We start from the raw sequence: 24757 nt of genomic DNA, 5'->3' as shown, positions 1-24757 counted from the left end.
GGTTCGGACTACCAGCGGTAGTGCGCGAAGGCCTTGTTGGACTCGGCCATCTTGTGGGTGTCCTCGCGACGCTTCACGGACGCGCCGAGGCCGTTGCTGGCGTCGAGGATCTCGTTCAGCAGACGCTCGGTCATGGTCTTCTCGCGACGGGCGCGGGAGTAACCGACGAGCCAGCGCAGCGCCAGGGTGTTGGCACGGCCCGGCTTGACCTCGACCGGCACCTGGTAGGTCGCGCCACCGACACGGCGGGACTTGACCTCGAGGGTCGGCTTGACGTTCTCCAGGGCGCGCTTGAGCGCGACCACCGGGTCGGCGCCGGTCTTCTCGCGGACGCCCTCGAGGGCGCCGTACACGATCCGCTCGGCGGTGGAGCGCTTGCCGTGCAGCAGGATCTTGTTGACCAGCGAGGTCACCAGCGGGGAGCCGTAAACCGGGTCGATGATGACCGGGCGCTTCGGGGCGGGGCCCTTACGAGGCATTCTTACTTCTCCTTCTTGGCGCCGTAGCGGCTGCGAGCCTGCTTGCGGTTCTTGACACCCTGGGTGTCGAGGGAGCCGCGGATGATCTTGTAGCGGACACCAGGAAGGTCCTTCACACGGCCACCGCGGACCAGCACGATGGAGTGCTCCTGCAGGTTGTGGCCCTCGCCCGGGATGTAGGCGGTGACCTCGATCCCGCTGGTGAGGCGCACACGGGCGACCTTACGAAGCGCCGAGTTCGGCTTCTTCGGGGTGGTCGTGTACACACGCGTGCAGACGCCACGACGCTGCGGGGAGCCCTTCAGGGCGGGCGTCTTGTTCTTCTCGACCTTGTCCTGCCGGCCCTTTCGGACCAGCTGCTGGATCGTAGGCACCGTTTCTCCGTTTTCTGTGTGCCAAGGCTGCGTAAAACTAACCTGCGGCGCCCCTCGACCCACCGACCCACGCGGTCGGGTGTGTCGAGTCTCCCGGCGGAGGAATCACGGAATCCCATGAGCTGATGGACAGCGACGGCGCTCGCACGGCGAGAGCGGGATCAGCGCTCCGCTACGGCGGCCGGTCAACTGGCACGCACAAGGACCCGGGGACACCCCAGGCACGAATCAGAGCGTACCTAGCGCATCGGCGGCGGTCAAAACAAATGCAACGCCGCTGCTCACCCGGGCGAGCCTGGACAACCGGAACGGTGCGGGAACGTTCGAGCCGTCTTACCACACATCGGACGGGGCCGCCACCCGGCCCGGCCGCCGTCCCGGCCCGCGGAACGGGGCGGACCCGCAGGTCAGCGCACGGACACCACGGCGAGCAGCATCATCAGCGCCCATCCGGCCACCGACAGCCAGCCGATCACCAGACCGGCGGTCGCCATGCCGTCGCCCTCCTCGCGGCCGGCCCGCAGCTGCGACTTCGCGATGTGCCCGGTGACCACGGCCGGGATGCCGAGCGCGCCCATGGTCGGCAGGCAGAGCAGGCCCAGCACCATCGAGGCGATCGCCATCCCGTTGGTGCGCGGCGGCGCGTACGGCGCCGGCGGCGGCATGAAGGTCGGCGGGACGACCGGCACGGCCGCGCCCATCGGCGCCACCATCGGCCCGGACGGCAGGTCGGCGACCAGCTGCGCGAGCTGACCGTACGTCTGCGCGCGGTGCGCGTGGTCGAAGCGCTGCGAGTACTCCTCCGCCGTCAGCCGGCCCTCGGCGTAGGCGGCCTTCAGCACGTCGACCGTCCGCTCGCGGTCCGCGTGGGCGGCGCGCATCGCGGCCTGCGGGGTGGCCGCCGGCTGCCAGGGCTGCGGCGGCGGGCCGTACGGCTGCTGCGGATGCCTCCACGGCTCAACGGCCATGCGGCCACCTCCCTGACACCCCGTCGCGCGTCGGCTGCGCGTGCTGCCCCTACAGAATGCAGGACGAGCGGCAGCCCCGAGTAGTTGCCCGCCACGAAGACCGATTCACGTGGCGGCCGCCACGCGCCGCCCGCGGCCGGCCCGCCCGTCGAAGCCGCTCCTGCATCATGGGACGGGGTCCGGCCGGTCGTGGCCGGGCCGGCGGACGCGGACGGAAGAGGCATCGTGGGCAGGCGCAGCGGCAGGGCCGGGCAGGACTCCGCCGTCGAGGGGCTGCTGGCCTCGGCGGTGCAGCAGGTCGTGGCGGCGCCCGCGGAGACGTTGGAGTACGCGCTGGACGGCGGCGCCTCGCTGCTGGCCGCCTCGGCGGAGCAGTGGCCGGAGGTCGGCCGGGCGCTGCTGGCGTGCGCGGAGCGCGCGGTCGGCCGGTGCTGGACGGCCGGGTGGCGGCCCGCCGACCTCGTCCGGGTGGTGCGGCGCGAGCTGGGGCCGGTGCACCTGGCGCTGGCGGTCGACCTGATCGCGGCGGAGGGCAGGCGGCACCCGGCCGCCTCGCTGGACCGGCGCTGGCAGGAGCAGCTGCGGGAGCTGGCGGCCGAGGTGTGGTGGGGGTCGGACGAGGCGTACCTGCCGGAGTTCGCGGCCCGGCACCGGCAGGACCGGTTCGCGCTGGCGACGGCCGCGCTGGAGCTGCTGCGGGCCTGGTCGCTGCTGCCGCCGATCGCGCCGGTCGGCCCGGTGCCCGGGCAGCAGGGCGGCGGTCGGGCGTTCGACCCGGCGGCCGCGCGCCCGGCGGCGGGCGAGCCGCGGATGCTCGGGCGGATCCGGGCGCTGCTGGCGAAGGCCGAGTCGACGGAGTTCCCCGACGAGGCGGAGGCGCTGACCGAAAAGGCCCAGCAGCTGATGGCGCAGCACTCGATCGACGAAGCGCTGCTCGCGGCGGGCGGCCCGGCGAAGGACGCGCCGGCCGCGCTGCGGATCGGGGTCGACCAGCCGTACGAGAGCCCGAAGGCGATGCTGCTGGACGCGGTGGCGGCGGCGAACCGGTGCCGGGTGGTGTGGGCGAAGGAGTTCGGCTTCTGCACGGTGATCGGCTTCGACGCGGACCTGGACGCGGTGGAGCTGCTCTACACCTCGCTGCTGGTGCAGGGCACCGCGGCGATGCACCGGGCGGGCAGCCGCCGGCACCAGGACGGCGCGCCGCGGACGAAGGCGTTCCGTCAGTCCTTCCTGATCTCCTATGCTGCGCGGATCCGGGAACGGCTCACCGAGGCGACCGAGCGGGCGACCGCCGACGCGGCGGCCGGACGGCACCTGCGCGAGGACGGCACCTCCGAGCAGCTGGCGCCGGACGAGCGGCTGCTGCCGGTGCTGGCGGCCCGCGGGCAGGCGGTGGACGACACGGTCGGGCGGATGTTCCCGAAGCTGGTCTCGCAGCGGGTGCGGGTCAGCGACGGAGAGGGGTGGGCGGCCGGACGGGCCGCCGCGGACCGGGCGGCGCTGCACGGGCGCGCCGGGGCGATCGAGGACTGACGGCCGGGGCGGCCGCGGAGGGGGAGACGATGGTGGAGTACCGGGACCGGGTGCGCGGCTCACTGGTGGGCGGGGCGCTCGGCGACGCGCTGGGCTGGCCGGTGGAGTTCCAGCGGCTGGACGACATCCGGGACCGCTTCGGCCCGGACGGGCTGCGCTCGCCGGCGGCCGGCGGCCGGCACGGCGAGGTGACCGACGACACCCAGATGACGCTGTTCACCGCCGAGGGCCTGCTGCGCGGCGGCACCCGCGAGGAGGTCCACCGGGCGTACCGGCGGTGGATGCTGACCCAGCGGCTGCCCGGGCCGGAGCGCCACCCGGACGGCTGGCTGCTCGGCCAGGAGTTCCTGTACGCCTCGCGGGCGCCGGGGACGGCCTGCACCAGCGGGCTCGCCGGGTACGGCTACCTGCCGCCGGTGGCGTACGGGCTGCACGGCGAGGTGAACGCGCAGTCCAAGGGCTGCGGCACGGTGATGCGCTCGGCACCGTTCGGGCTGGCCCGGCTGGGGGTGCGGCGGGCCTTCGAACTGGCGGCGGACTGCGCTCAGCTGACGCACGGACACCCGACGGGGTACCTGGCGGCGGGGGCCTTCGCGGCGCTGGTCGAACGGCTGGTGCACGGGACGGAGCTGCGGCGGGCGGTCGAGGAGACCGTCGAGCAGACCGCGGCGTACCCGGGCGGCGAGGAGACGGTGGCGGCGCTGCGGCGCGCGGTGCGGGTGGCCGGGCTCGGCCCGGCGTGCCCCGAGCGGGTGGAGCAGGTGGGCCTCGGCTGGATCGCCGAGGAGTGCCTGGCGATCGCGGTGTACGCGGCGCTGGTGGGCGCGGACGCCCGGGAGGCGCTGGTGCTGGCGGCGAACCACTCGGGGGACAGCGACTCCACCGGTGCGGTCTGCGGCAACCTGGTCGGCGCGATGTACGGCGCCGCCGGGCTGCCGGCGGACTGGACGGCCGAGGTGGAGGGCCTGGACGTGGTGCTGCAGGTCGCGGACGACCTGGTGGCGGCCTTCGCGGACGGCGACCGGGCCGCACTGGCGGACCGGTACCCGCTGCTGCCCCCGGTGGAGGCTCCCGCGGCTCCCGCCTTCTCGGCTCCCGTCGCTGCCCCGGTGCCCGCTGCTCCCCCGGCGCCGCCGGCGGGCCGGCAGCGCTTCCGGACCAGGGACTGAGCCGGTGGGCCTGAGCCCGGAGAAGGTGGCGGCCGCCGCGCCGGGGCTGGTCGGCCACTACGCGTCGGCGCGGGTCAGCCTGGAGAAGTCCGGGCTGCGCGGGGTGCGGGCCGCGGTGTACCTGGTGCTGGACCGGTCCGGGTCGATGCGGCCGTTCTACCGCTCGGGTGCCGTCCAGCGCTTCGCCGAGCAGGTGCTGGCGCTCTCCGCGCACCTGGACGACGACGGGCGGGTGCCGGTGGTGTTCTTCTCCACCGAGGTGGACGGGGTGGCCGAGCTCGCGCTCGACGACCACCGCGGCCGGATCGACGCCCTGCACGCCGGGCTCGGGCACATGGGCCGCACCAACTACCACCTGGCGATGAAGGCCGTGATCCGGCACCACCAGCTGTCCGGGGCGAACGCCCCGGCGCTGGTGGTGTTCCAGACCGACGGCGGCCCGACCGCCCGCGGCGCGGCCCGCGAGCTGCTCTGCCTGGCCGCCGAACTGCCGCTCTACTGGCAGTTCGTGGGCTTCGGAGACCCGGCCGACCAGGAGTTCGCCTTCCTGCACCGGCTGGACGAGCTCCCGGTGCCCGCGGCCCGGCCGGTCGACAACGCCGGCTTCTTCCCGGCCGGCCGCGACCCCGGATCCCACTCCGACGCCGAGCTGTACGACCGGCTGCTGGACGGCTTCCCCGCGTGGCTGGCGGCCGCCCGGGCGGCGGGCGTCCTGACCGGCTGAGTCGGCGCCCCGGGCGGCTGATCGGGTGTCAGTCCCAGAGCGCGCCGAGCGCGAGGAGTTCGTCGCGGTACTCGATGCGCCCGGCCCACTCTGCGGGCCAGGCGGCGCTGCCGTGCCGGGCACCGGCGAAGGCGCCGGTGAGGCAGGCGATGGAGTCGGAGTCGCCGGAGGAGAAGGCGGCCCGGCGGACGGCGGCGACCGGATCGTCGGGCAGCAGCAGGAAGCACAGCAGGCCGGTGGCGAAGGCCTCTTCGGCGATCCACCCGGCACCGGTGATCTCGCACGGGTCGGTGTCGAGGGAGGGCCGGGCGAGCGCGGCGTCCAGCCGGTCGAGGACGAAGAGGCACTCGTCCCAGCCGCGGGTGGCGAAGGTCTCCGGCGACGGGTCCTGGGCGTGGGCGGCGAGGTCGCCGAGCCAGAACGCGTCGTAACGGCCGCGCTGCCCGGTGGCGTACGCGCGCAGCAGGCCCGGGAGTTCGGCCGGGGCGGTGCCGTCGGCGAGCAGCCGCACGGTGTGCGCGGTGAGCACGCTGGCGGCGAGCGCGGTGGGGTGGCCGTGGGTCAGCCCGGACTGCAACTGCGCGGCGCCGGAGAGCTGGGCCGGCGTCAGCCCGCGGACGAGGCCGAGCGGGGCGACCCGCATGTTGGCGCCGCAGCCCTTGGAGCCGACGTCGCTCGCCTGCTGCCAGGGCGTGCCGTCCTTGCTGAGGCGGTAGCAGGAGCGCATGCAGGTGCGGCCGGGGGCGCGGTTGTTCTCCGGAGAGCGCCACCAGTCGACGAACTCCTCGCGCAGCGGCCGCTCCAGGCGCAGCGGGGTGAGCCGGCCGCGCTCCAGGGCGGTGCGCAGCGCGCGGCCGAGGGCGAGGGTCATCTGGGTGTCGTCGGTGACCCCGGCCGGGTCGGGCAGCGGGAGCCGGCGCCAGTCGGGGCAGCCGGCGGTGATGCCCGCCATGGTGTCGAACTCGGTGGGGTGTCCCATGGCGTCGCCGATCGCCAGCCCCAGCAGTGCCCCCGTTGCCGCTCCCACGGCCGCCTCCAGCGGTGTGTCAGACCTCGACCAGCAGTTCTTCGAGTCCGCGGATCACGTAACCGGGCCGCCAGACGGGCTCGCGGACGAGGCGCAGGCCGGGTGCCCGGCGGAGCAGTGCGCCGAAGGACTCGTTGAGCTCCAGTCTGGCGAGCGGGGCGCCGAGACAGAAATGGATTCCGGCGCCGAAGGTGATGTGCGGGTTGTCGGTGCGGCCGAGGTCGAGCCGGTCGGGGTCGGCGAAGCGCTCGGGGTCGCGGTTGGCGGAGCCGAAGAGCAGCGCGACCTCGGAGCCGCGCGGGATCCGGACCCCGCCGACCTCGATGTCCTCCAGCACCCAGCGTTCGAACATCTGCAGCGGGGTGTCCCAGCGCATCAGTTCCTCGACGGCGGTGGGCAGCAGTTCGTCCACCGAGGCGCGGAGCCGGGCGAGTTCGCCGGGGTTGCGGAAGAGCGCCCACCAGCCGTTGCCGGTGGTGTTGACGGTCGCCTCGTGCCCGGCGTTGAGCAGCAGCACGCAGGTGGAGACGACCTCCTGCTCGCTGAGCACCTCCCCCTCGTCGGCGACCAGGGCGAGCGCACTGATCAGGTCCTCGCCGGGGTCGGTGCGGCGCCGTCGGATCAGGGCGCGCAGGTAGTCGGAGAACTCGGTGCTGGCGCGAACGGCGCGCCGCGCGGTCTCCTCGCCCGGGTTGAGCTCGAACATGCCGGTGATGTCGGCGGACCACGGCCGCAGCAGGTGCCGGTCGCCCTCCGGAACGCCGAGCATCTCGGCGATGACGGCGACCGGCAGCGGCTCGGCGACCGTCGCGATCAGGTCGCCGCCGCCGTCGGCCAGCAGGCCGGTGACGAGTCCGTCGGCGAGCCGGGCGACGGTGGGGCGCAGCGACTCGACCCGGCGCGGGGTGAAGGCCTTGGAGACCAGGCGGCGGATGCGGGTGTGGTCGGGGGCCTCCAGGTCGAGCAGGCCGTTGTCGTTGAGGGTGTGGAAGGGCTCGTGCGCGGGGTCGGGCTCGGGCCGGCCGAACTCGGCGTGGGTGTAGCGGTGGGTGTAGGTACGGCCGAGCCGGCGGTCGCGCAGCAGGGCGGAGACGTCGGCGTACCGGGCGACCAGCCACTGGTTGCTGGGTTCGTACCGGGTGACCGGCGCCTTCGCCCGGAGCTCGGCGTACGCGTCGTAGGGGTGGGCGACGAACGCCGCCGACCACGGGTCGAAACCACCGCTTGCCATCGTCCGGCTCCCTCTTCCTCGGGGACGGCCCATGCTACGCAGCCGGTCAGGCCGGGGCGGAGAACTCCCCTGCGGTGATCCGGGCGACCAGGGCGGGCAGGGCCTGCGAGATGGGTTCGCGGATCACCTCGGCGGCCTCGTCGTCGTAGGGGGTCGGGTCGGCGTTGACGACGATCAGCCGGGCGCCGTGCTCGACCGCGACCCGGGCGAGCCCGGCCGCCGGGTGGACCTGCAGCAGGGTGCCGACGGCGAGGAACAGGTCGCAGGCCTTGGCGATCGCCGCGGCGTCCGCGAGCACCCGTTCGTCGAGCACCTCGCCGAACATCACGGTGCACGGCTTGAGCACGCCCCCGCAGGCGAGGCAGGCCGGGTCCGGTTCGCCGGCGTCGACCCGGGCCAGCGCCTCGGCCATCGGGGTGCGCAGGCGGCAGCGGACGCACTGCACCCGGTCGGCGGTGCCGTGGAGTTCGAGCACCTTGCGCTCGGGCAGGCCCGAACGCCGGTGCAGGCCGTCGACGTTCTGCGTGAGGACGCGCATCGGCAGCCCGGAGCGCTCCAGTTCGACGAGCGCGAGGTGGCCGGCGTTGGGTTCGGCACCGACGGCGCCGACCTCCTTGCGCAGCTGCCAGGAGCGCCGGCGGACGTCCGGATCGGCGAGGTACGGGCCGATGGTGACGAGCTCCTGTGCCTTCGGGTCGCGCTGCCACAGGCCGTTCGGGCCGCGGTAGTCGGGGATGCCGGAGTCGGTGGAGATGCCGGCGCCGGTGAGGACGGCGATCAGGGGCCGCTTGGCGTTCATGGCCGGGACGGTACGCGGGCGGCCGCGGGCGGCGCCACCGGAAAACCTGGTGCGCCGCGCGGCGGCCGGTGCGCACACTGGCCGGGAACCCCACCGTGTCGAAGGAGTCCTGTGCAGGGTGCCGTCACCGTCTCGCCGTCCCAGGTACCGGAGTTGCTGCTGGGTCTGGCGACCGTCCGCCCGGTCTTCCTGTGGGGTGCGCCCGGCATCGGCAAGTCCTCGCTGGTGCGGGGGTTCGCCGATTCGCTGGGTCTGGAGTGCGTGAGCCTGATCGGCACCCAGCTGGCGCCGGAGGACCTGGTCGGCGTGCCGCAGCTGACCGCGGACGGCCGGTCCCGGTTCTGCCCGCCGGAGTCGATCGCCCGCGACGAGCCGTACTGCCTGTTCCTCGACGAGCTCAACGCGGCCTCGCCGGACGTGCAGAAGGCCTTCTACTCGCTGATCCTGGACCGCCGGATCGGCTCCTACGAGCTGCCGCCGGGCTCGATCGTGATCGGCGCGGGCAACCGGGCGACCGACGGTGCGCTGGCCCGGCCGATGGCCTCCGCGCTGGTCAACCGGCTGGTCCACGTGCACCTGCGGGCCAGCGCCACCGACTGGCTGGCCTGGGCGGCCGGCGCGGGCATCCACCCGTGGGTGCTGGACCACCTCAGCGACCGGCCGGACCACCTGTGGTCGGCGCCGCCGAAGACCGAGGAGCCGTTCTCCACCCCGCGCTCCTGGCACATGCTCTCCGACGCGCTGCACTCCTTCGGCCCGGCTCTGGACGAGGCGGCGCTGCAGGTGGTCGCGCACGGACTGCTCACCCCGCAGCACGCGGTGGCCTTCTGCGGCTACGCCAAGATCGTCCGCAACGCGTACGGGCTGGACGCCATCCTCAAGGGCGACGCCCGCTGGCCCGCCCGGCCGGAGGACCGCGACCTGCTGTACTACCTGGCCGACGCCTTCCGCGGGAGGCTGGTCAAGGTGCTCCCGGCCCGCAAGGAGCACGCCTCCGAGCAGCTGCGGCGCACCGCGTACCGGGCGAAGTCGCTGCTCGTCCAGCTCGCCGAGATCTCCGTCGAGGTCGCCCAGACCGTCATCGCGGACGGCGAGGACGGCAACCCGGTGCTGCCGTCCTGGTTCCTGGTCGAGGCCGCCCGGGACATGCCGCGGCTGGTCGAGGCCCGGCGGTGAGCCGGGCCGCCGCGAAGCGCCGCGCCGCCGGCCGTGATCCCGAGGAGCGCCCGGACCCGGCCGCCGAGGCCTTCCGGGCGGGACTCGCGCTGGTCGGGGCCAACCACGCCCTGAACGCGATCGACGCCCGGATCTGCACCGCCCCCGACTGCGAGGCCGTCCCACCCGGCGGCTGGGCGGTCGTCGACTCCGACGGCACCGTGCACGCCGACATCGGGCGGCGCGCCGAACCCGCCGAGTGGGCCTGGGTGCTGACGCACTGCCTGCTCCACCTCGGCTTCGGCCACGTGCCCGCCGCGCGCGGCCGGCGCACACCGGCCGACGACGCGCTGCAGGCCGCCCGCTGCACCGCCGTCCACCGCTTCCAGGCCACCTTCCACGTGGGGCGCTGCCCGTTCGACCTGCCGCGGTCGCTGCCCGCCGGCGACGAGGACGAACTCGCCGCCCGCTGGCGCCGCGACGGGGTGCCGGACGTCCCGAGCGCCTGCGGCCCGGGCCTCGCCGACCAGCTGCTGGTGCCCTGGCAGGGGTACCGGGACCCGGAGGACTGGACGGCCGCGTTCGCCGCGGCCCTCACCCGGACGGTCTCCGCCGCGATGGACGTCGCCGGCGGCCGCCGGGCCGGCCTCACCGACGCCCGCGAACCGCAGCGGCCCTGGATGCGGGCGCTGAACTGGTTCGTCTCCTCCTACCCGCTGCTCGGCGGCATCGCGGCCGGCATGACCCTCGTCGCCGACGCCGAACTCGCCCGCGCGCACGGGATCTCCGTCGCCGCGGTGAACGCCGCGGCCGGCGAGCTCTACGTCAACCCGCTGCTGCACCTGACCGACGAGGAGTGGCGGTTCGTCCTCGGCCACGAGATGCTGCACGCCGCCCTGCGGCACGGCGACCGGACGGGCGCCCGCGACCCGTACCTCTTCAACGTCGCCTGCGACTTCGTGGTGAACGGCTGGCTGGTCGAGATGGGCGTCGGCGACATGCCGGAGGGCCTGCTGCACGACCCGCAGCTCAAGGGGCTCTCCGCCGAGGAGGTGTACGACCGGATCGTCCGCGACCAGCGGCGGATCCGCCGCCTCGCCACCCTCGCCGGGAAGGGCCGGCCGGACGTGCTCGGCGAGCCGCTCGGCAGCCCGCGCGACTACGTCGACCTGGACGGGTTCTACCGGCGCGGCCTGCAGCAGGGCTTCGAACTCCACACCCGGGAGCGCGGCACCCTCCCCGCCGGACTGGTCGAGGAGATCCGCGCGCTCGCCCACCCGCCGCTGCCCTGGGACGCGCGGCTCGCCCGCTGGTTCGACGAGTTCGTGCCGTCCCCGCAGACCGTGCGCAGCTACGCCCGGCCCTCGCGCCGGCAGTCCGCCACCCCGGACATCCCGCGGGCGGGGCGGTGGCGGCCCGAGGAGGAGGTCGCCCGGTGCACCTTCGGCGTGGTGCTCGACACCTCCGGCTCGATGAGCCGGCCGCTGCTCGGCAAGGCCCTCGGCGCCATCGCCTCGTACGCGGCGGCCCGCGACGTGGCCGCCGCCCGGGTGGTGTTCTGCGACGCCGCACCGCACGACGCCGGCTACCTGCCGCCGGAGGAGATCGCTGGCCGGGTCCGCGTCCGGGGCCGCGGCGGCACGGTGCTGCAGCCCGGGGTCGACCTGCTGGAACGCGCCGAGGACTTCCCGCCGGGGGCTCCGCTGCTGGTGATCACCGACGCCGAGTGCGACGTCCTGCGGATCCGCCGCGAGCACGCCTACCTCGTCCCCCGCGGCGCCACCCTCCCCTTCACCCCCCGCGGCCCGGTCTTCCGCATGCACTAGGCCGTCTCCCCTGCCGGCGCGTCGGGGCGGGCCGTCACGGCTCTCCCGCGACCACCGCCCCGGACTCGTAGGCGAAGACCACGGCGTGCACGCGGTCGCGCAGCCGCAGCTTGGCGAGGAGGTTGGAGACGTGGGTCTTCACGGTGTGCTCGCTGACGGTGAGTTCGGCGGCGATCTCGGCGTTGGAGAGTCCGCGGGCGAGCAGCCGCAGCGTCTCGGCCTCGCGGCCGGTCAGCTGCTGCAGCAGTCGGGAGGGCGGGCGAGCCGGGCCCGCCGGTCCCGCCCGGCGGGCGGTGAACTCGCCGATCAGCCGGCGGGTGACGGAGGGCGCGAGCAGCGCCTCGCCGGAGGCGACCGTGCGGACGCCGTGGGTGAGGTCGTCGCGCCTGACGTCCTTCAGGAGGAAGCCGCTGGCTCCGGCGTACAGCGCGTCGAAGACGTAGTCGTCGATGTCGAAGGTGGTCAGCATGACGACCTTGGTACCGGGGTGGTCGGCGCAGACCCGGCGGGCCGCCTCCAGTCCGTCCATGACCGGCATGCGGACGTCCAGGAGCAGCACGTCTGGCCGGTGCTCCCGGACGGCCTCGACCGCCTGGGCGCCGTCCGCCGCCTCGGCGACCACCTCGATGTCGGGCTGTGCGTCCAGGATCATGCCGAAGCCGGCCCGGACGAGCTCCTGGTCGTCCGCGACGACCACACGGATCACCACTGCGTGCTCTCCTTCCGTCAGATGTCCAGGGGGAGGCGGGCGTTCACCAGGAAGCCGCCGTCCGGCCGCGGCCCCGCCTCGGCGCTGCCGCCGCAGGCGGCCGCCCGTTCGCGGATGCCGATCAGTCCGCGGCCGCCGGGCAGCCCGCCGGTCCGGGCCGGCGGTACGCCCCGGCCGTCGTCGGCGACCTCGACCTCCAGCACCGGGCCCCGCACGCCCACCCGGACGCTGACGTGCCGCGCCTCGGCGTGCTTCAGCACGTTGGTCAGTGCCTCCTGGACGATCCGGTAGGCGGCGGACTGCACGTCGGCCGGCCCGTGCTCCTCGATCTCGGCCCGGACGGCGATGCCCGCGTCGCGGACCCGGTCGACCACTGTCGGCAGCTCGGCCAGCGTGGGCTGCGGGGCGAGTTCGGGTCGGGCCCCGTCCTCCTTCAGCACGCCGAGCACCCGGCGGAGCTGGACCATCGCGTCCCGTCCGGAGTCGGCGATGGTGTCGAAGGTCCGGATCGCCCGGTCGGGGTCGCTGCGGACGACCAGTGGACCGGCCTCGGCCTGGATGACCATCAGGGAGACGGCGTGGGCGAGGATGTCGTGCATCTCGCGGGCGATCCGGCCGCGCTCCTCGGCGACCGCCCGACCGGCCTCTCCGGCGGCGCGCAGTGCGGCCTCCCGGGCGCGTTCCGCCTCGGCGCCGGCCCGTTCGGCCGCGACCCGGGCCCGTCGGCGCAGTTCGCGGGTGAGCGAGCCGAGGATGAAGCTGCCCACCGACATCAGCAGGCTGAACAGCATGCCGTTCGGCGAGCGGGTGCCCAGGATGTTGGCCGGCACCAGAATCGCCAGCATCAGCCAGCGCTGCCAGTCCCGGCCGCGGTCGGCGACGGTGTAGACGGTCAGCACCTGGTGCAGCGGGATCTGCGGCGCGACGGAGTGCGCGACGATCGACTGGGTCAGCGAGAAAACCCCGCTGACCAGCCAGACGGTGAACGGCGCCCGGCGGCGCCAGGGCAGCGGCGCGGCCGCGGCCACCACCAGCAGGTACACCCACCAGGGCCAGCCGCGGTCGTCGCAGAACACCGCCCAGACCGAGATCGCCGCCGCGGCCAGGGCGAGGCCGGTGTCCACCACGTACGGACCGGCCCGGCCGGGCCCCGCCCGCCACCGGTCGGCGAGCGCGGCCGCCCGCGCCCGGACGTGCGCCGCCCGCTCCCCCACCGCCGAACCTCCCCCGTGTCCTGCGCCGTGACCCGTCCCGGAACGATCATGTCGTACCGGCGGCGGCTCAGACACCGTCCACCGTCACGTCGCCGGTCTCGGTGCGGGCCGTGATGCTGCACCCGGCGCCCGCCGAGCGGTCCACCGAGACCTTCACCGCGCCGGTGTCGGTGGCGGAGTCCACCGCGTACGGGCGGTCCCGGGGCACCCGGACCCGGACGTCGCCGGTGCTGCTGACCGCCTCCACCCGGCGCACGTCGCCGTCGACGGACGCCGAGACGTCCCCCGTCTCGGCCGCCAGCCGGACCACCGGCGAGCTCAGGGCGGCGGTGATCCCGCCCGTACCGGTCCGGGCCTCCACCTCGCCGCTCAGACCGGTCAGCCGGATGCTGCCGGTGGAGTCGTGCACCTTCACCACGATGCCGGCCGGCACCCGGACCTTGTAGCCGACCCCGCAGTCGCCGTCCGGGCAGCGGTAGGAGAGGGTCAGCGTGCCGTCGGCCACGGTGTGGCTCGCCTCGGGGGCGCTCTCCCGGTAGGTCTGCTGCTCGGTCACCTCGATCCCGGTGGCGCCGCCGGTGACCTCGACGTCCCCGGTCTCCCCCTCGATCACCAGGGTGCGCACCTGCTCGGTGACCCGGTAGCCGACGTCCCGCCGGTGGTCCTCGGCGAGGCAGCCCACCAGGGCGGCCCCGGTCAGCGCGGTCACGGCCGTGTACAGCAGCACCTTGGCCAGTGGACGGTTCATGCGGTCCTCCCCCTCGGCCGCCCGGACCGTCCGGACCGCCGCGGGGACCACACTGCCCGTCGGAGGGGCTCCTCCGGATCCCCCGCCGGAGCGGTCCTGCCGCCTCCCCCGCGCGGGGGAGGAACGCAGGAACGCAGGAACGCCGCAGGGCGGCCGCCCCTCTCGGGGTGGCCGCCCTGCGGCGTCAAGGACCTGTGGCGTTCAGGGCCTGCGGACTCAGCCGGTGTACGGGCCGTAGTCGTAGTCGTCCAGCGGGACCGCCTGGCCGGAGCCGGCGCCGAAGGGCGACAGGTCGTAGTCGTCGTAGCCGACGGCCGAATACATCGCGGCCTTGGCCTCCTCGGTCGGCTCGACCCGGATGTTGCGGTAGCGGGGCAGACCCGTACCGGCCGGGATGAGCTTACCGAGGATGACGTTCTCCTTGAGGCCCAGCAGCGGGTCCGACTTGGCGTGGATCGCCGCGTCGGTGAGCACCCGGGTCGTCTCCTGGAAGGAGGCGGCCGACAGCCAGGACTCGGTGGCCAGCGAGGCCTTGGTGATACCCATGAGCTGCGGACGGCCGGAGGCGGGGTGACCGCCCTCGGACACCACGCGGCGGTTCTCCTGCTCGAAGCGGCCGCGCTCGACGAGCTCGCCCGGGAGCAGCTCGGCGTCGCCCGACTCGATGATCGTCACGCGGCGGAGCATCTGCCGGATGATGATCTCGATGTGCTTGTCGTGGATCGACACACCCTGCGAGTTGTAGACCTTCTGGACCTCGGCGACCAGGTGGACCTGGACGGCGCGCTGGCCCATGATGCGCAGGACGTCGTGCGGGTTGGTGGCACCGACGGTCAGCTTTTGGCCGACCTCGACCGCCTCGCCCTCGCTCACCAGGAGCTTGACGCGCTTGGAGACCGGGTAGGCGATCTCGTCGCTGCCGTCGTCCGGGGTGACGACCAGCTTGCGGGTCTTCTCGGTGTCCTCGATGCGGACCCGGCCCTGCGCCTCCGAGATCGGGGCCACACCCTTGGGGGTACGGGCCTCGAAGAGCTCGACGACACGCGGCAGACCCTGGGTGATGTCGTCACCGGCCACACCACCGGTGTGGAAGGTACGCATCGTCAGCTGGGTACCGGGCTCACCGATGGACTGGGCGGCGATGATGCCGACCGCCTCACCGATGTCGACCAGCTTGCCGGTGGCCAGCGAGCGGCCGTAGCACATGGCGCAGGTGCCGACCGCCGACTCACAGGTGAGGATCGAGCGGGTCTTGACCTCGCTGATGCCGTGCCGGATCAGCTCGTCGATCAGGACGTCGCCGAGGTCGGTGTTGGCGGTGGCCAGCAGCTTGCCGTCGACGGTGATGTCCTCGGCGAGCATGCGGGCGTAGACGCTGGTCTCGACGTCGTCGGCCTTGCGCAGCACGCCGTCGGCGCCCACGGAACCGATCGACAGCTTCAGGCCGCGCTCGGTGCCGCAGTCCTCCTCGCGGATGATGACGTCCTGGGAGACGTCGACCAGACGACGGGTGAGGTAGCCGGAGTCGGCGGTACGGAGGGCGGTGTCGGCGAGACCCTTACGGGCACCGTGGGTGGAGATGAAGTACTCCAGCACGGACAGGCCCTCGCGGAAGGACGCCTTGATGGGACGCGGGATCGTCTCGTTCTTGGCGTTCGACACCAGACCACGCATACCGGCGATCTGACGCATCTGCATCATGTTTCCACGAGCGCCCGAGTCGACCATCATGAAGATGGGGTTCGTCTTCGGGAAGTTCACGGCCATGGCCTCGGCGACCTCGTTGGTCGCGCGGGTCCAGATGCCGACCAGCTCGCTCTTGCGCTCGTCGTTGGTGATCAGACCGCGCTCGTACTGCTTCTGGACCTTCTCCGCCTGCGCCTCGTAGCCCTCGAGGATCTGGGGCTTGCTCGGCGGGACGATGACGTCCGAGATCGAGACGGTGACACCGGAACGGGTCGACCAGTGGAAGCCGGACGCCTTCAGGTTGTCGAGCGTCGCGGCGACGACGACCTTCGGGTAGCGCTCGGCCAGGTCGTTGACGATGGCCGACAGCTGCTTCTTGCCGACCTCGTAGTCGACGAACGGGTAGTCCTCGGGCAGCAGCTCGTTGAAGAGCGCGCGGCCCAGGGTGGTGGTGATGCGGAACGGCTCGCCCTCGAACCAGGTCGACTGGCCGTCCTCGTCCACCGGCGCCGTCCAGCCGCGCGGCGGGACCGTGCCGGCGGGCATGCGCAGGTCGATCGGGGCCTGGACGTCCAGCTCGCGGGCGTCGAAGGCCATGATCGCCTCGGCGGTCGACGAGAAGGAGCGGCCGGCGCCCTTCACGTCGTCGCGGTCCGAGGTGAGGAAGAACAGACCGAGCACCATGTCCTGGGTCGGCATGGTGACCGGACGGCCGTCGGCCGGCTTGAGGATGTTGTTCGAGGACAGCATCAGGATGCGGGCCTCGGCCTGCGCCTCCGCGGAGAGCGGCAGGTGGACGGCCATCTGGTCACCGTCGAAGTCCGCGTTGAACGCGGTGCAGACGAGCGGGTGGATCTGGATGGCCTTGCCCTCGACCAGCTGCGGCTCGAAGGCCTGGATGCCGAGGCGGTGCAGGGTGGGCGCACGGTTCAGCAGGACGGGGTGCTCGGCGATGACCTCTTCGAGGACGTCCCACACGACCGGGCGGGCGCGCTCGACCATGCGCTTGGCCGACTTGATGTTCTGCGCGTGGTTCAGGTCGACCAGGCGCTTCATCACGAACGGCTTGAAGAGCTCCAGCGCCATGGCCTTGGGCAGACCGCACTGGTGCAGCTTGAGCTGCGGGCCGACGACGATGACCGAACGGGCCGAGTAGTCGACGCGCTTGCCGAGCAGGTTCTGGCGGAAACGACCCTGCTTGCCCTTGAGCATGTCGGACAGCGACTTCAGCGGACGGTTGCCGGGGCCCGTGACCGGGCGGCCGCGGCGGCCGTTGTCGAAGAGCGCGTCGACGGCCTCCTGGAGCATGCGCTTCTCGTTGTTCACGATGATCTCGGGGGCACCGAGGTCGAGGAGGCGCTTCAGGCGGTTGTTGCGGTTGATGACGCGGCGGTACAGGTCGTTCAGGTCGGAGGTCGCGAAGCGGCCACCGTCGAGCTGCACCATCGGACGCAGGTCCGGCGGGATGACCGGCACGCAGTCCAGCACCATGCCCTTGGGCTTGTTGGTGGTCTGCAGGAACGCGGAGACGACCTTGAGGCGCTTGAGCGCACGGGTCTTCTTCTGGCCCTTGCCGGTGCGGATGATCTCGCGCAGGCGCTCGGACTCCTCCGCCAGGTCGAACGACTCCAGGCGGTCCTTGAGCGCCGCGGCGCCCATCGAGCCGGAGAAGTACGTGCCGAAGCGGTCGCGCAGCTCGCGGTAGAGCAGCTCGTCGCCCTCGAGGTCCTGGACCTTGAGGTTCTTGAAGCGGCTCCACACCTCGTCGAGGCGGTCCAGCTCGCGCTGGGCGCGGTCGCGCAGCTGCTTCATCTCGCGCTCGGCGCCCTCGCGCACCTTGCGGCGGACGTCGGCCTTGGCGCCCTCGGCCTCCAGCTCGGCCAGGTCGGTCTCGGCCTTCTTGGCACGGCCTTCGAGGTCGGCGTCGCGGCGGTTCTCGATCTGCTGGCGCTCGACCGAGACGTGCGCCTCCAGGGACGGCAGGTCGCGCTGGCGGCGCTCGTCGTCGACCCAGGTGATCATGTAGGCGGCGAAGTAGATGACCTTCTCGAGGTCCTTCGGCGCCAGGTCCAGCAGGTAGCCCAGGCGGGACGGGACACCCTTGAAGTACCAGATGTGGGTGACCGGGGCGGCCAGCTCGATGTGGCCCATCCGCTCGCGGCGCACCTTGGCGCGGGTCACCTCGACGCCGCAGCGCTCGCAGATGATGCCCTTGAAGCGGACGCGCTTGTACTTACCGCAGTAGCACTCCCAGTCCCGGGTGGGGCCGAAGATCTTCTCGCAGAAGAGGCCGTCCTTCTCGGGCTTCAGGGTGCGGTAGTTGATGGTCTCCGGCTTCTTGACCTCGCCGTGGGACCACTGGCGGATGTCGTCGGCGGTGGCCAGGCCGATACGGAGCTCGTCGAAGAAGTTGACGTCAAGCACTGGTCGTCAAGCCCTCTTTCGTGATTCGAGAGTTTGTCTGTGGTCTGAGGGGGGCCTGGGGGCGGGCCGGCTGCTCGGGGCAGCCGGCCCGGCCTCCGTCAGACCTCTTCGACGCTGCTCGGCTCGCGCCGGGACAGGTCAATGCCGAGCTCCTCGGCCGCACGGAAGACGTCCTCGTCGGAGTCCCGCATCTCGATGGACTGGCCGTCCGAGGACAGCACCTCCACGTTGAGGCAGAGCGACTGCATTTCCTTGATGAGCACCTTGAAGGACTCGGGAATGCCGGGCTCGGGGATGTTCTCGCCCTTGACGATGGCCTCGTAGACCTTCACGCGGCCGAGGACGTCGTCGGACTTGATGGTGAGGAGCTCCTGCAGCGCGTACGCGGCTCCGTACGCCTCGAGGGCCCACACCTCCATCTCGCCGAATCGCTGACCACCGAACTGCGCCTTACCACCGAGCGGCTGCTGGGTGATCATCGAGTACGGACCGGTCGAACGGGCGTGCAGCTTGTCGTCGACCAGGTGGTGCAGCTTGAGGATGTACATGTAGCCGACCGAGATCGGCATCGGGAACGGCTCGCCGGAGCGGCCGTCGAACAGCCGGGCCTTGCCGGTGGAGTTCACCAGGCGCTCGCCGTCGCGGGTGAGCGTGGTGTTGTCCAGCAGGCCGGTGATCTCGTCCTCGCGGGCGCCGTCGAAGACCGGGGTGGCGAGGTTGGTGCCACCGACGACCTGGTCGGCGCCGATCTCCTGCAGGCGCTGGGCCCACTCGTCGGCGAGGCCGGAGACGTCCCAGCCCTGCTGGGCGAGCCAGCCGAGGTGGATCTCCAGGACCTGTCCCGGGTTCATTCGGGACGGGACACCCAGCGGGTTGAGGATGATGTCGACCGGGGTGCCGTCCTCCAGGAACGGCATGTCCTCGACCGGCAGGATCTTGGAGATGACGCCCTTGTTGCCGTGACGGCCGGCGAGCTTGTCACCGTTGGTGATCTTGCGCTTCTGGGCCACGTAGACGCGGACCAGCTGGTTGACGCCCGGAGGGAGCTCGTCGCCCTCCTCGCGGTCGAAGACGCGGACGCCGATGACCTTGCCGGACTCGCCGTGCGGCACCTTCAGCGAGGTGTCGCGGACCTCGCGCGCCTTCTCACCGAAGATCGCGCGGAGCAGGCGCTCCTCGGGGGTCAGCTCGGTCTCGCCCTTCGGGGTGACCTTGCCGACCAGGATGTCGCCGGTGACGACGTCGGCGCCGATCCGGATGATGCCGCGCTCGTCGAGGTCGGCGAGGACCTCCTCGGAGACGTTCGGGATGTCCCGGGTGATCTCCTCGGGGCCCAGCTTGGTGTCACGGGCGTCGACCTCGTGCTCCTCGATGTGGATCGAGGAGAGGACGTCGTCCTGGACGAGGCGCTGCGACAGGATGATCGCGTCCTCGTAGTTGTGGCCCTCCCACGACATGAACGCCACGAGGAGGTTCTTGCCGAGCGCCATCTCGCCCTGGTCGGTGCACGGGCCGTCGGCCAGCACCTGGCCGGCCTCGACGCGGGCGCCCTCGTCCACGAGCACCTTCTGGTTGAAGGAGGTGCCCTGGTTCGAGCGGGTGAACTTGGCGGCGCGGTACGTGGTGTACGTGCCGTCGTCGTTGGCCACGGTGACGTAGTCGGCCGAGACCTCCTGCACCACACCGGCCTTCTCGGCGGTGATGACGTCGGCGGCGTCGACCGCGCAGCGGTACTCCATGCCGGTGCCGACCAGCGGGGCCTCGCTCTTCAGCAGCGGCACCGCCTGGCGCATCATGTTCGAGCCCATGAGCGCGCGGTTGGCGTCGTCGTGCTCGAGGAAGGGGATCATGGCGGTCGCGACCGACACCATCTGGCGCGGCGAGACGTCCATGTAGTCGATCTCGGTGCCCGGGATGTAGTCGATCTCGCCGCCGCGGCGGCGGACCAGCACGCGGGGCTCCGCGAAGTGCAGGTCGTTCGTCAGCGGCGCGTTGGCCTGCGCGATGACGTAGCGGTCCTCCTCGTCGGCGGTGAGGTAGTCCACCTGCTCGGTGACCACACCGTCGACGACCTTGCGGTACGGCGTCTCGATGAAGCCGAACGCGTTGACCCGGCCGTACGAGGCGAGCGAGCCGATCAGACCGATGTTCGGGCCTTCCGGCGTCTCGATCGGACACATGCGGCCGTAGTGCGAGGGGTGCACGTCACGGACCTCGAAGCCGGCCCGCTCACGGGACAGACCACCGGGGCCGAGCGCGGACAGACGGCGCTTGTGGGTCAGGCCCGACAGCGGGTTCGTCTGGTCCATGAACTGCGACAGCTGGCTGGTGCCGAAGAACTCCTTGATGGAGGCGACGACCGGCCGGATGTTGATCAGGGTCTGCGGCGTGATGGCCTCGACGTCCTGGGTGGTCATGCGCTCGCGCACGACGCGCTCCATACGGGCGAGACCCGTGCGGACCTGGTTCTGGATGAGCTCGCCGACGTTGCGCAGGCGCCGGTTGCCGAAGTGGTCGATGTCGTCGACCTCGATGACGATGTCGCGGCCCTCGTCGTCACGCCACTCGGTCTCGCCGGCGTGCAGCTTCACCAGGTACTTGATGGTGTTGATGATGTCCGGCTCGGTGAGCACGCCGGAGTCCAGGGACTCGCCGTTGCCGAGCTTGCGGTTGACCTTGTAGCGGCCGACCTTGGCCAGGTCGTAGCGCTTCGGGTTGAAGTAGAGGTTCTCGAGCAGGGTCTGCGCGGCCTCACGCGTCGGCGGCTCGCCCGGACGCAGCTTGCGGTAGATGTCGAGCAGCGCGTCGTCCTGACCCTGGGTGTGGTCCTTCTCCAGGGTGGCGCGCATCGACTCGTACTGGCCGAACTCCTCGAGGATCATCTCGTTGGTCCAGCCGAGGGCCTTCAGCAGCACGGTGACCGACTGCTTGCGCTTGCGGTCGATGCGGACACCGACCATGTCGCGCTTGTCGATCTCCATCTCCAGCCAGGCACCGCGGGAGGGGATGATCTTGGCGGAGTAGATGTCCTTGTCGGACACCTTGTCCAGGGAGGAGTCGAAGTAGACGCCCGGGGAACGGACCAGCTGCGACACGACGACGCGCTCGGTGCCGTTGATCACGAACGTGCCCTTGTGGGTCATGAGCGGGAAGTCGCCCATGAAGACCGTCTGGGACTTGATCTCGCCGGTCTCGTTGTTGGTGAATTCGGCGGTGACGAAGAGCGGGGCCGCGTAGGTGAAGTCGCGGTCCTTGCACTCGTCAATGGAGTTCTTCGGCGGCTCGAAACGGTGGTCGCGGAAGGTCAGCGACATCGACCCGGAGAAGTCCTCGATCGGCGAGATCTCCTCGAAGATCTCCTCCAGACCGGACTTCGTGGGGACGTCCTGACCGTTGTCCAGCGCCTCCTCGACCCGGGACTTCCAGGCCGCATTGCCGAGCAGCCAGTCAAAGCTCTCGGTCTGCAGGGCCAGGAGGTTCGGGACCTCGAGGGGCTCCTTGATCTTCGCGAACGAAACGCGGAGCGGGGCGGTGGATGCGGCGGAATTGTTCGAGGCGTTGCGCGGCGCGGCCAAGAGGGGGGTCCTTCCGAGGGCTCGGAGCTCACTACGCGCGTACCGGCCGGGCCGAGACGGGACCGGTGCCACCACCGGGGACCACCGCCGACCGGGAGGAGAATCCCCAGGTCAGTGCCGGTTCACGGAGGCGGAGCCAGACCCCTTCAGGGCAGCGCAGACTCCGGGCGACGAGTCACGGAGCAGCTAACAGGCAGCGCAAAGGGACAGTGTAGCCAAAGGCGACACTGCTGACAAGCCCTGATTCGGAGACCGAATCGGACACTCCCTCCGGTCGCATCCCGTGCGCTCCGGCCCCCGCCGGGGAGCCGTGCCGCAGGGGGTGCCCTGCCCTCGTACAACCGACGGCCCGGGAGCTCCCGGGCCACCGCACCTCTACTCGGAGTCACTTCCCGCTGGGGCCACCGAATATGCATCCGGAGCCGCTCCAACCGGGGCGGACGGGCCGAGCACGGCGCGCGCCTTGAGAATCGCGCGCCTGCTGCCGTTCGTCAAGGCCCCCATCGGAGTGCGGACCTCGCCTGCCTCATCGTCCGCGGCCCCGGGAGCGTTACAGATCCCGTGGTGGAGTCGCCGCGACGACAGTGATCACCCTACCGGCCGCCACCGACAGTGGCCGGGCGCACAGCGGGCGGGCCCTGTGCAGGTATCCGGCAGACCCGGGCGCGCCGCGGACGCGGGCCCGCGGCACGGGCGGGCGGGTACGCGAAAGGCCGGGCCGGCCATCCTCGCGGATGGCCGGCCCGGCCCGTGTTCCTGCGCGCCCCCTCAGCGGGGGCGTGGAGGCACCTCCCGGCCCTCAGGGCCGGGGAGGGGTCACTTGACGGTGACCTTGGCGCCCGCGCCCTCGAGCTGGGCCTTGGCCTTCTCGGCGGTCTCCTTGTTGACCTTCTCGAGAACCTTGGCACCGGCGGTGTCGACGAGGTCCTTGGCCTCCTTCAGGCCGAGGGAGGTCAGGGCGCGCACCTCCTTGATGACCTGGATCTTCTTGTCGCCCGCACCGTCGAGGATGACGTCGAACTCGTCCTGCTCCTCGACAGCGGCCTCGGTGGCGGCCGGGCCGGCGATGCCGGCAACGGCGACCGGGGCGGCAGCGGTGACGTCGAACTTCTCCTCGAAGGCCTTCACGAACTCGGAGAGCTCGATGAGGGTCATCTCCTCGAACTGCGCGAGCAGCTCGTCCTGGGTCAGCTTCGCCATGATTGGCGTCCTTCCACTAAATCGGCAGGTGGTGCCGGATGTACGGATTGGCGGGCGTACTACGGGCCCGCTAGAGGGCGGGAGTGATTACTCCGCGTCCTCGGCGGGAGCCGGCGTACCGGCACCGCCCTGCTCGACCTTGTCGCGCAGCGCGTCCACGGTGCGGACGAGCTTCGACGGCAGGGCCTGGAAGACCGCGGCAGCCTGGGAGGGCTTGGCCTTCAGGGCACCCGCGAGCTTGGCGAGCAGCACCTCGCGGGACTCGAGGTCCGCGAGCTTCTTGATCTCATCGGCGGACAGCGCCTTGCCGTCAAGGACACCGCCCTTGATGATGAGAGCGGGGTTCTCCTTGGCGAAGTCACGCAGAGCCTTCGCCGACTCCACCGGGTCACCGGTGACGAAGGCAACAGCCGTCGGGCCGGCGAACAGGTCGTCCAGCTCGGAGATCCCGGCCTCATTGGCCGCGATCTTGGTCAGCGTGTTCTTCACCACGGCGTACTCGGCGTTCTCACCCAGCGAGCGACGCAGGGTCTTGACCTGCTTCACCGTGAGACCGCGGTACTCGGTCAGCAGCGCCGCGGAGGAGCCACGGAACTTGTCCGTGATCTCGGCGACGGCAGCAGCCTTGTCGGGCCTTGCCATAGGCTTACGCCTCCTTCCGTGATGTCGAAGTCGGGCCGACCTTGGAGCAGTCGACCATTCAACGCCTCGACGCGCCGGTTCGAAGGAAGCCTCAGCAGAAACGATGAGAGCCCCGGTGCGCAGGCGCACGGGGCTCTGAAAGACCTCGACGTCCGACGTGACGGATCACGACGGGCGGAAGTCCAAGCTCCAAACACTCCTGCGCGGGCTGCCTGCGACGAATCGCAGATCCTTCGGCGCCTCGCCCCCGAAAGGAAGCGGACGACAACCAGCGGTCTTCGGCAGCCACCACCGTACTGGACTCCCGGCGCATCGACCAAATCCGGGCATCCGCTACAGCGGCGGCAGGCTCCGCCCGCCCGCGTCGGCGGTGTCCGACTCGGCCGGGGCCTGCACCGACAGCGGCCCGCCGAACTCGTCGAAGCGCAGCGTGTCGGAGATCCGCTCGGCCGCGCCGGAGCCGGTGCGCTGCAGTTGGACGGGCTGGTCGCGGTCGTTCAGCCAGACGTCGAGGGTGATCACCCCGCCGTCGCCCAGCGCGGTGCGCAGGGCGGCCCGCCGGGCGGGCGGGAGCTGGGTCTGCGCCTCGGCGTAGTCGGCGACCGTGGTGGCGACCCGGTAGTGCACCACGGCGGTGTCGTCGATCTCCTCCGCGCCGATCCGCTCGGGCGCGGGGGCGGCCACCGCCGCGGTCAACGCCACCACCGGGTTGAGCCGGTCGACGGTGTCGGCGTACGGCACGGCGCGCTGGCCGTCGGTGCCGGGCACGCCGGTGAACTTCTCCCAGTGCCGCCCGCCGAGCCGGCTCGCGGTGGCCGCGTCGCCGCCGCGGTAGGCGGTGGTGTCCAGCACCACGACCTCCTCGGTGGTGCCGGGGCGCTTGAGCTGCAGCACCGTCTTGGGCGCCCAGAACAACAGGCCGGCCACGGTGTCCGAGCCGAGGTTGCCGCTGAAGCGGGCCCGCCGGGCGCCGTGCACGGCCAGCTGGGCGGAGAGCAGCACGCCGTGCGGCGAACGGTCGGTCGGGGTCGCGAGCACCGTCGGGTCGGCGGAGGCGCTCGGCGAGGCCGCCGGGGCGCCCCCGGAGCCGCTGCCGCAGGCGGTGAGCACCGCGGCCAGTGCCGCGGCCGCAGCCGCGCGGCGCACCGCCCGTCCCGCCATCCCCGCCTCCCCTGCCCGTCCCGTGCCTCGTCCGCTGCCCTTCACCCTGCCATGCCGGCCGCCCCGGCGTCCGGCCGGCCCTGGCCGCGGCCCCGCGCGGCCGCGCACACGGC

General features: G+C 72.3%; 19 protein-coding genes. 5 read left to right on the top strand and 14 right to left on the bottom strand.

Annotated elements, in window-relative coordinates; translation table 11 throughout:
• Positions 1 to 8: 8 nt before the first annotated feature.
• The 3 genes from rpsG to ABZ641_RS01205 all read right to left on the bottom strand — a co-directional run bounded on the left by rpsG (position 9) and on the right by ABZ641_RS01205 (position 1821).
• Positions 9 to 479 carry a 30S ribosomal protein S7 gene (gene rpsG / locus ABZ641_RS01215; protein WP_030263556.1) on the bottom strand — a complete coding sequence of 157 codons (471 nt, stop codon included), beginning with the start codon at positions 477 to 479 and terminating at the stop codon, positions 9 to 11.
• A gap of 2 nt (positions 480 to 481) precedes the next feature.
• Positions 482 to 853 carry a 30S ribosomal protein S12 gene (gene rpsL / locus ABZ641_RS01210; protein WP_014144289.1) on the bottom strand — a complete coding sequence of 124 codons (372 nt, stop codon included), beginning with the start codon at positions 851 to 853 and terminating at the stop codon, positions 482 to 484.
• Between the two features lie 407 nt (positions 854 to 1260).
• Entirely contained in the window at positions 1261 to 1821 is a 561-nt protein-coding gene (locus ABZ641_RS01205) for a DUF1707 and DUF4190 domain-containing protein (protein WP_344621461.1), read from the bottom strand.
• Between the two features lie 225 nt (positions 1822 to 2046).
• Here ABZ641_RS01205 and ABZ641_RS01200 point away from each other — a divergent pair, with 225 nt between their 5' ends.
• Genes ABZ641_RS01200 through ABZ641_RS01190 form a run of 3 tightly spaced genes read left to right on the top strand, consistent with a single transcriptional unit; the run spans position 2047 to position 5247 of the window.
• Positions 2047 to 3354 carry a DUF2786 domain-containing protein gene (locus ABZ641_RS01200; RefSeq protein ID WP_344621460.1) on the top strand — a complete coding sequence of 436 codons (1308 nt, stop codon included), beginning with the start codon at positions 2047 to 2049 and terminating at the stop codon, positions 3352 to 3354.
• Between the two features lie 29 nt (positions 3355 to 3383).
• Positions 3384 to 4523, top strand: a complete 1140-nt coding sequence (locus ABZ641_RS01195) for an ADP-ribosylglycohydrolase family protein (protein ID WP_359978224.1) — start codon at positions 3384 to 3386, stop codon at positions 4521 to 4523.
• Between the two features lie 4 nt (positions 4524 to 4527).
• On the top strand, positions 4528 to 5247 hold the full coding sequence (locus ABZ641_RS01190; protein WP_359978221.1) for a VWA domain-containing protein: 720 nt from the start codon (positions 4528 to 4530) through the stop codon (positions 5245 to 5247).
• A 28-nt stretch (positions 5248 to 5275) separates the two neighbouring features.
• On the opposite strand, the gene ABZ641_RS01185 is transcribed toward ABZ641_RS01190, so the two are convergent.
• From ABZ641_RS01185 to ABZ641_RS01175, 3 genes are read right to left on the bottom strand one after another with little or no spacing between them, the layout of a single operon-like run.
• Positions 5276 to 6274, bottom strand: a complete 999-nt coding sequence (locus ABZ641_RS01185) for an ADP-ribosylglycohydrolase family protein (RefSeq protein ID WP_359978218.1) — start codon at positions 6272 to 6274, stop codon at positions 5276 to 5278.
• A 19-nt stretch (positions 6275 to 6293) separates the two neighbouring features.
• Complete coding sequence (locus ABZ641_RS01180; RefSeq protein ID WP_344621456.1) at positions 6294 to 7505, bottom strand: cytochrome P450; 1212 nt, start codon at positions 7503 to 7505, stop codon at positions 6294 to 6296.
• A 46-nt stretch (positions 7506 to 7551) separates the two neighbouring features.
• Positions 7552 to 8304 (bottom strand): Sir2 family NAD-dependent protein deacetylase, encoded by a 753-nt coding sequence (locus ABZ641_RS01175; protein ID WP_344621455.1) that lies wholly within the window; start codon positions 8302 to 8304, stop codon positions 7552 to 7554.
• 111 nt (positions 8305 to 8415) lie between these two features.
• Here ABZ641_RS01175 and ABZ641_RS01170 point away from each other — a divergent pair, with 111 nt between their 5' ends.
• A complete protein-coding gene (locus ABZ641_RS01170) occupies positions 8416 to 9480 on the top strand; it encodes a MoxR family ATPase (RefSeq protein ID WP_344621454.1) in 1065 nt (354 codons plus the stop codon).
• Positions 9477 to 11285: a hypothetical protein gene (locus ABZ641_RS01165; protein WP_344621453.1), complete on the top strand. Its 1809-nt coding sequence runs from the start codon at positions 9477 to 9479 to the stop codon at positions 11283 to 11285. The genes ABZ641_RS01170 and ABZ641_RS01165 overlap by 4 nt, the downstream gene beginning before the upstream one ends.
• A 34-nt stretch (positions 11286 to 11319) precedes the next feature.
• Here the strand turns inward: ABZ641_RS01165 and ABZ641_RS01160 are convergent, their stop codons facing one another.
• The 8 genes from ABZ641_RS01160 to ABZ641_RS01125 form a co-directional block, all read right to left on the bottom strand.
• Positions 11320 to 11994, bottom strand: a complete 675-nt coding sequence (locus ABZ641_RS01160; protein ID WP_344621452.1) for a response regulator transcription factor — start codon at positions 11992 to 11994, stop codon at positions 11320 to 11322.
• Between the two features lie 17 nt (positions 11995 to 12011).
• Positions 12012 to 13208 carry a histidine kinase gene (locus tag ABZ641_RS01155; protein WP_359978214.1) on the bottom strand — a complete coding sequence of 399 codons (1197 nt, stop codon included), beginning with the start codon at positions 13206 to 13208 and terminating at the stop codon, positions 12012 to 12014.
• Between the two features lie 67 nt (positions 13209 to 13275).
• Entirely contained in the window at positions 13276 to 13956 is a 681-nt protein-coding gene (locus tag ABZ641_RS01150) for a DUF4097 family beta strand repeat-containing protein (RefSeq protein WP_344621450.1), read from the bottom strand.
• A gap of 216 nt (positions 13957 to 14172) precedes the next feature.
• Complete coding sequence (locus ABZ641_RS01145) at positions 14173 to 18066, bottom strand: DNA-directed RNA polymerase subunit beta' (protein ID WP_344621449.1); 3894 nt, start codon at positions 18064 to 18066, stop codon at positions 14173 to 14175.
• Between the two features lie 98 nt (positions 18067 to 18164).
• Complete coding sequence (rpoB, locus tag ABZ641_RS01140; protein WP_344621448.1) at positions 18165 to 21641, bottom strand: DNA-directed RNA polymerase subunit beta; 3477 nt, start codon at positions 21639 to 21641, stop codon at positions 18165 to 18167.
• Between the two features lie 816 nt (positions 21642 to 22457).
• Positions 22458 to 22841, bottom strand: coding sequence for a 50S ribosomal protein L7/L12 (gene rplL, locus ABZ641_RS01135; protein ID WP_344621447.1), 384 nt, complete (start codon positions 22839 to 22841; stop codon positions 22458 to 22460).
• 87 nt (positions 22842 to 22928) lie between these two features.
• A complete protein-coding gene (gene rplJ / locus ABZ641_RS01130; protein ID WP_095874414.1) occupies positions 22929 to 23483 on the bottom strand; it encodes a 50S ribosomal protein L10 in 555 nt (184 codons plus the stop codon).
• A gap of 333 nt (positions 23484 to 23816) precedes the next feature.
• Positions 23817 to 24644, bottom strand: a complete 828-nt coding sequence (locus ABZ641_RS01125) for a hypothetical protein (protein WP_344621446.1) — start codon at positions 24642 to 24644, stop codon at positions 23817 to 23819.
• Positions 24645 to 24757: the final 113 nt, after the last annotated feature.

It is taken from the genome of Kitasatospora sp. NPDC007106, from assembly GCF_040634455.1.
Lineage (GTDB): Bacteria > Actinomycetota > Actinomycetes > Streptomycetales > Streptomycetaceae > Kitasatospora > Kitasatospora arboriphila.
Note: the sequence above shows the minus strand (reverse complement) of the source record. Positions and strands in the feature narration are given on the sequence as shown.

Coding starts and splice junctions, on each gene's coding strand:
- rpsG (WP_030263556.1), bottom strand. CDS start 479: ATGCCTCGTAAGGGCCCCGCCCCGAAGCGCCCGGTCATCATCGACCCG.
- ABZ641_RS01205 (WP_344621461.1), bottom strand. CDS start 1,821: ATGGCCGTTGAGCCGTGGAGGCATCCGCAGCAGCCGTACGGCCCGCCG.
- ABZ641_RS01195 (WP_359978224.1), top strand. CDS start 3,384: ATGGTGGAGTACCGGGACCGGGTGCGCGGCTCACTGGTGGGCGGGGCG.
- ABZ641_RS01180 (WP_344621456.1), bottom strand. CDS start 7,505: ATGGCAAGCGGTGGTTTCGACCCGTGGTCGGCGGCGTTCGTCGCCCAC.
- ABZ641_RS01175 (WP_344621455.1), bottom strand. CDS start 8,304: ATGAACGCCAAGCGGCCCCTGATCGCCGTCCTCACCGGCGCCGGCATC.
- ABZ641_RS01150 (WP_344621450.1), bottom strand. CDS start 13,956: ATGAACCGTCCACTGGCCAAGGTGCTGCTGTACACGGCCGTGACCGCG.
- rplL (WP_344621447.1), bottom strand. CDS start 22,841: ATGGCGAAGCTGACCCAGGACGAGCTGCTCGCGCAGTTCGAGGAGATG.
- rplJ (WP_095874414.1), bottom strand. CDS start 23,483: ATGGCAAGGCCCGACAAGGCTGCTGCCGTCGCCGAGATCACGGACAAG.
- ABZ641_RS01125 (WP_344621446.1), bottom strand. CDS start 24,644: ATGGCGGGACGGGCGGTGCGCCGCGCGGCTGCGGCCGCGGCACTGGCC.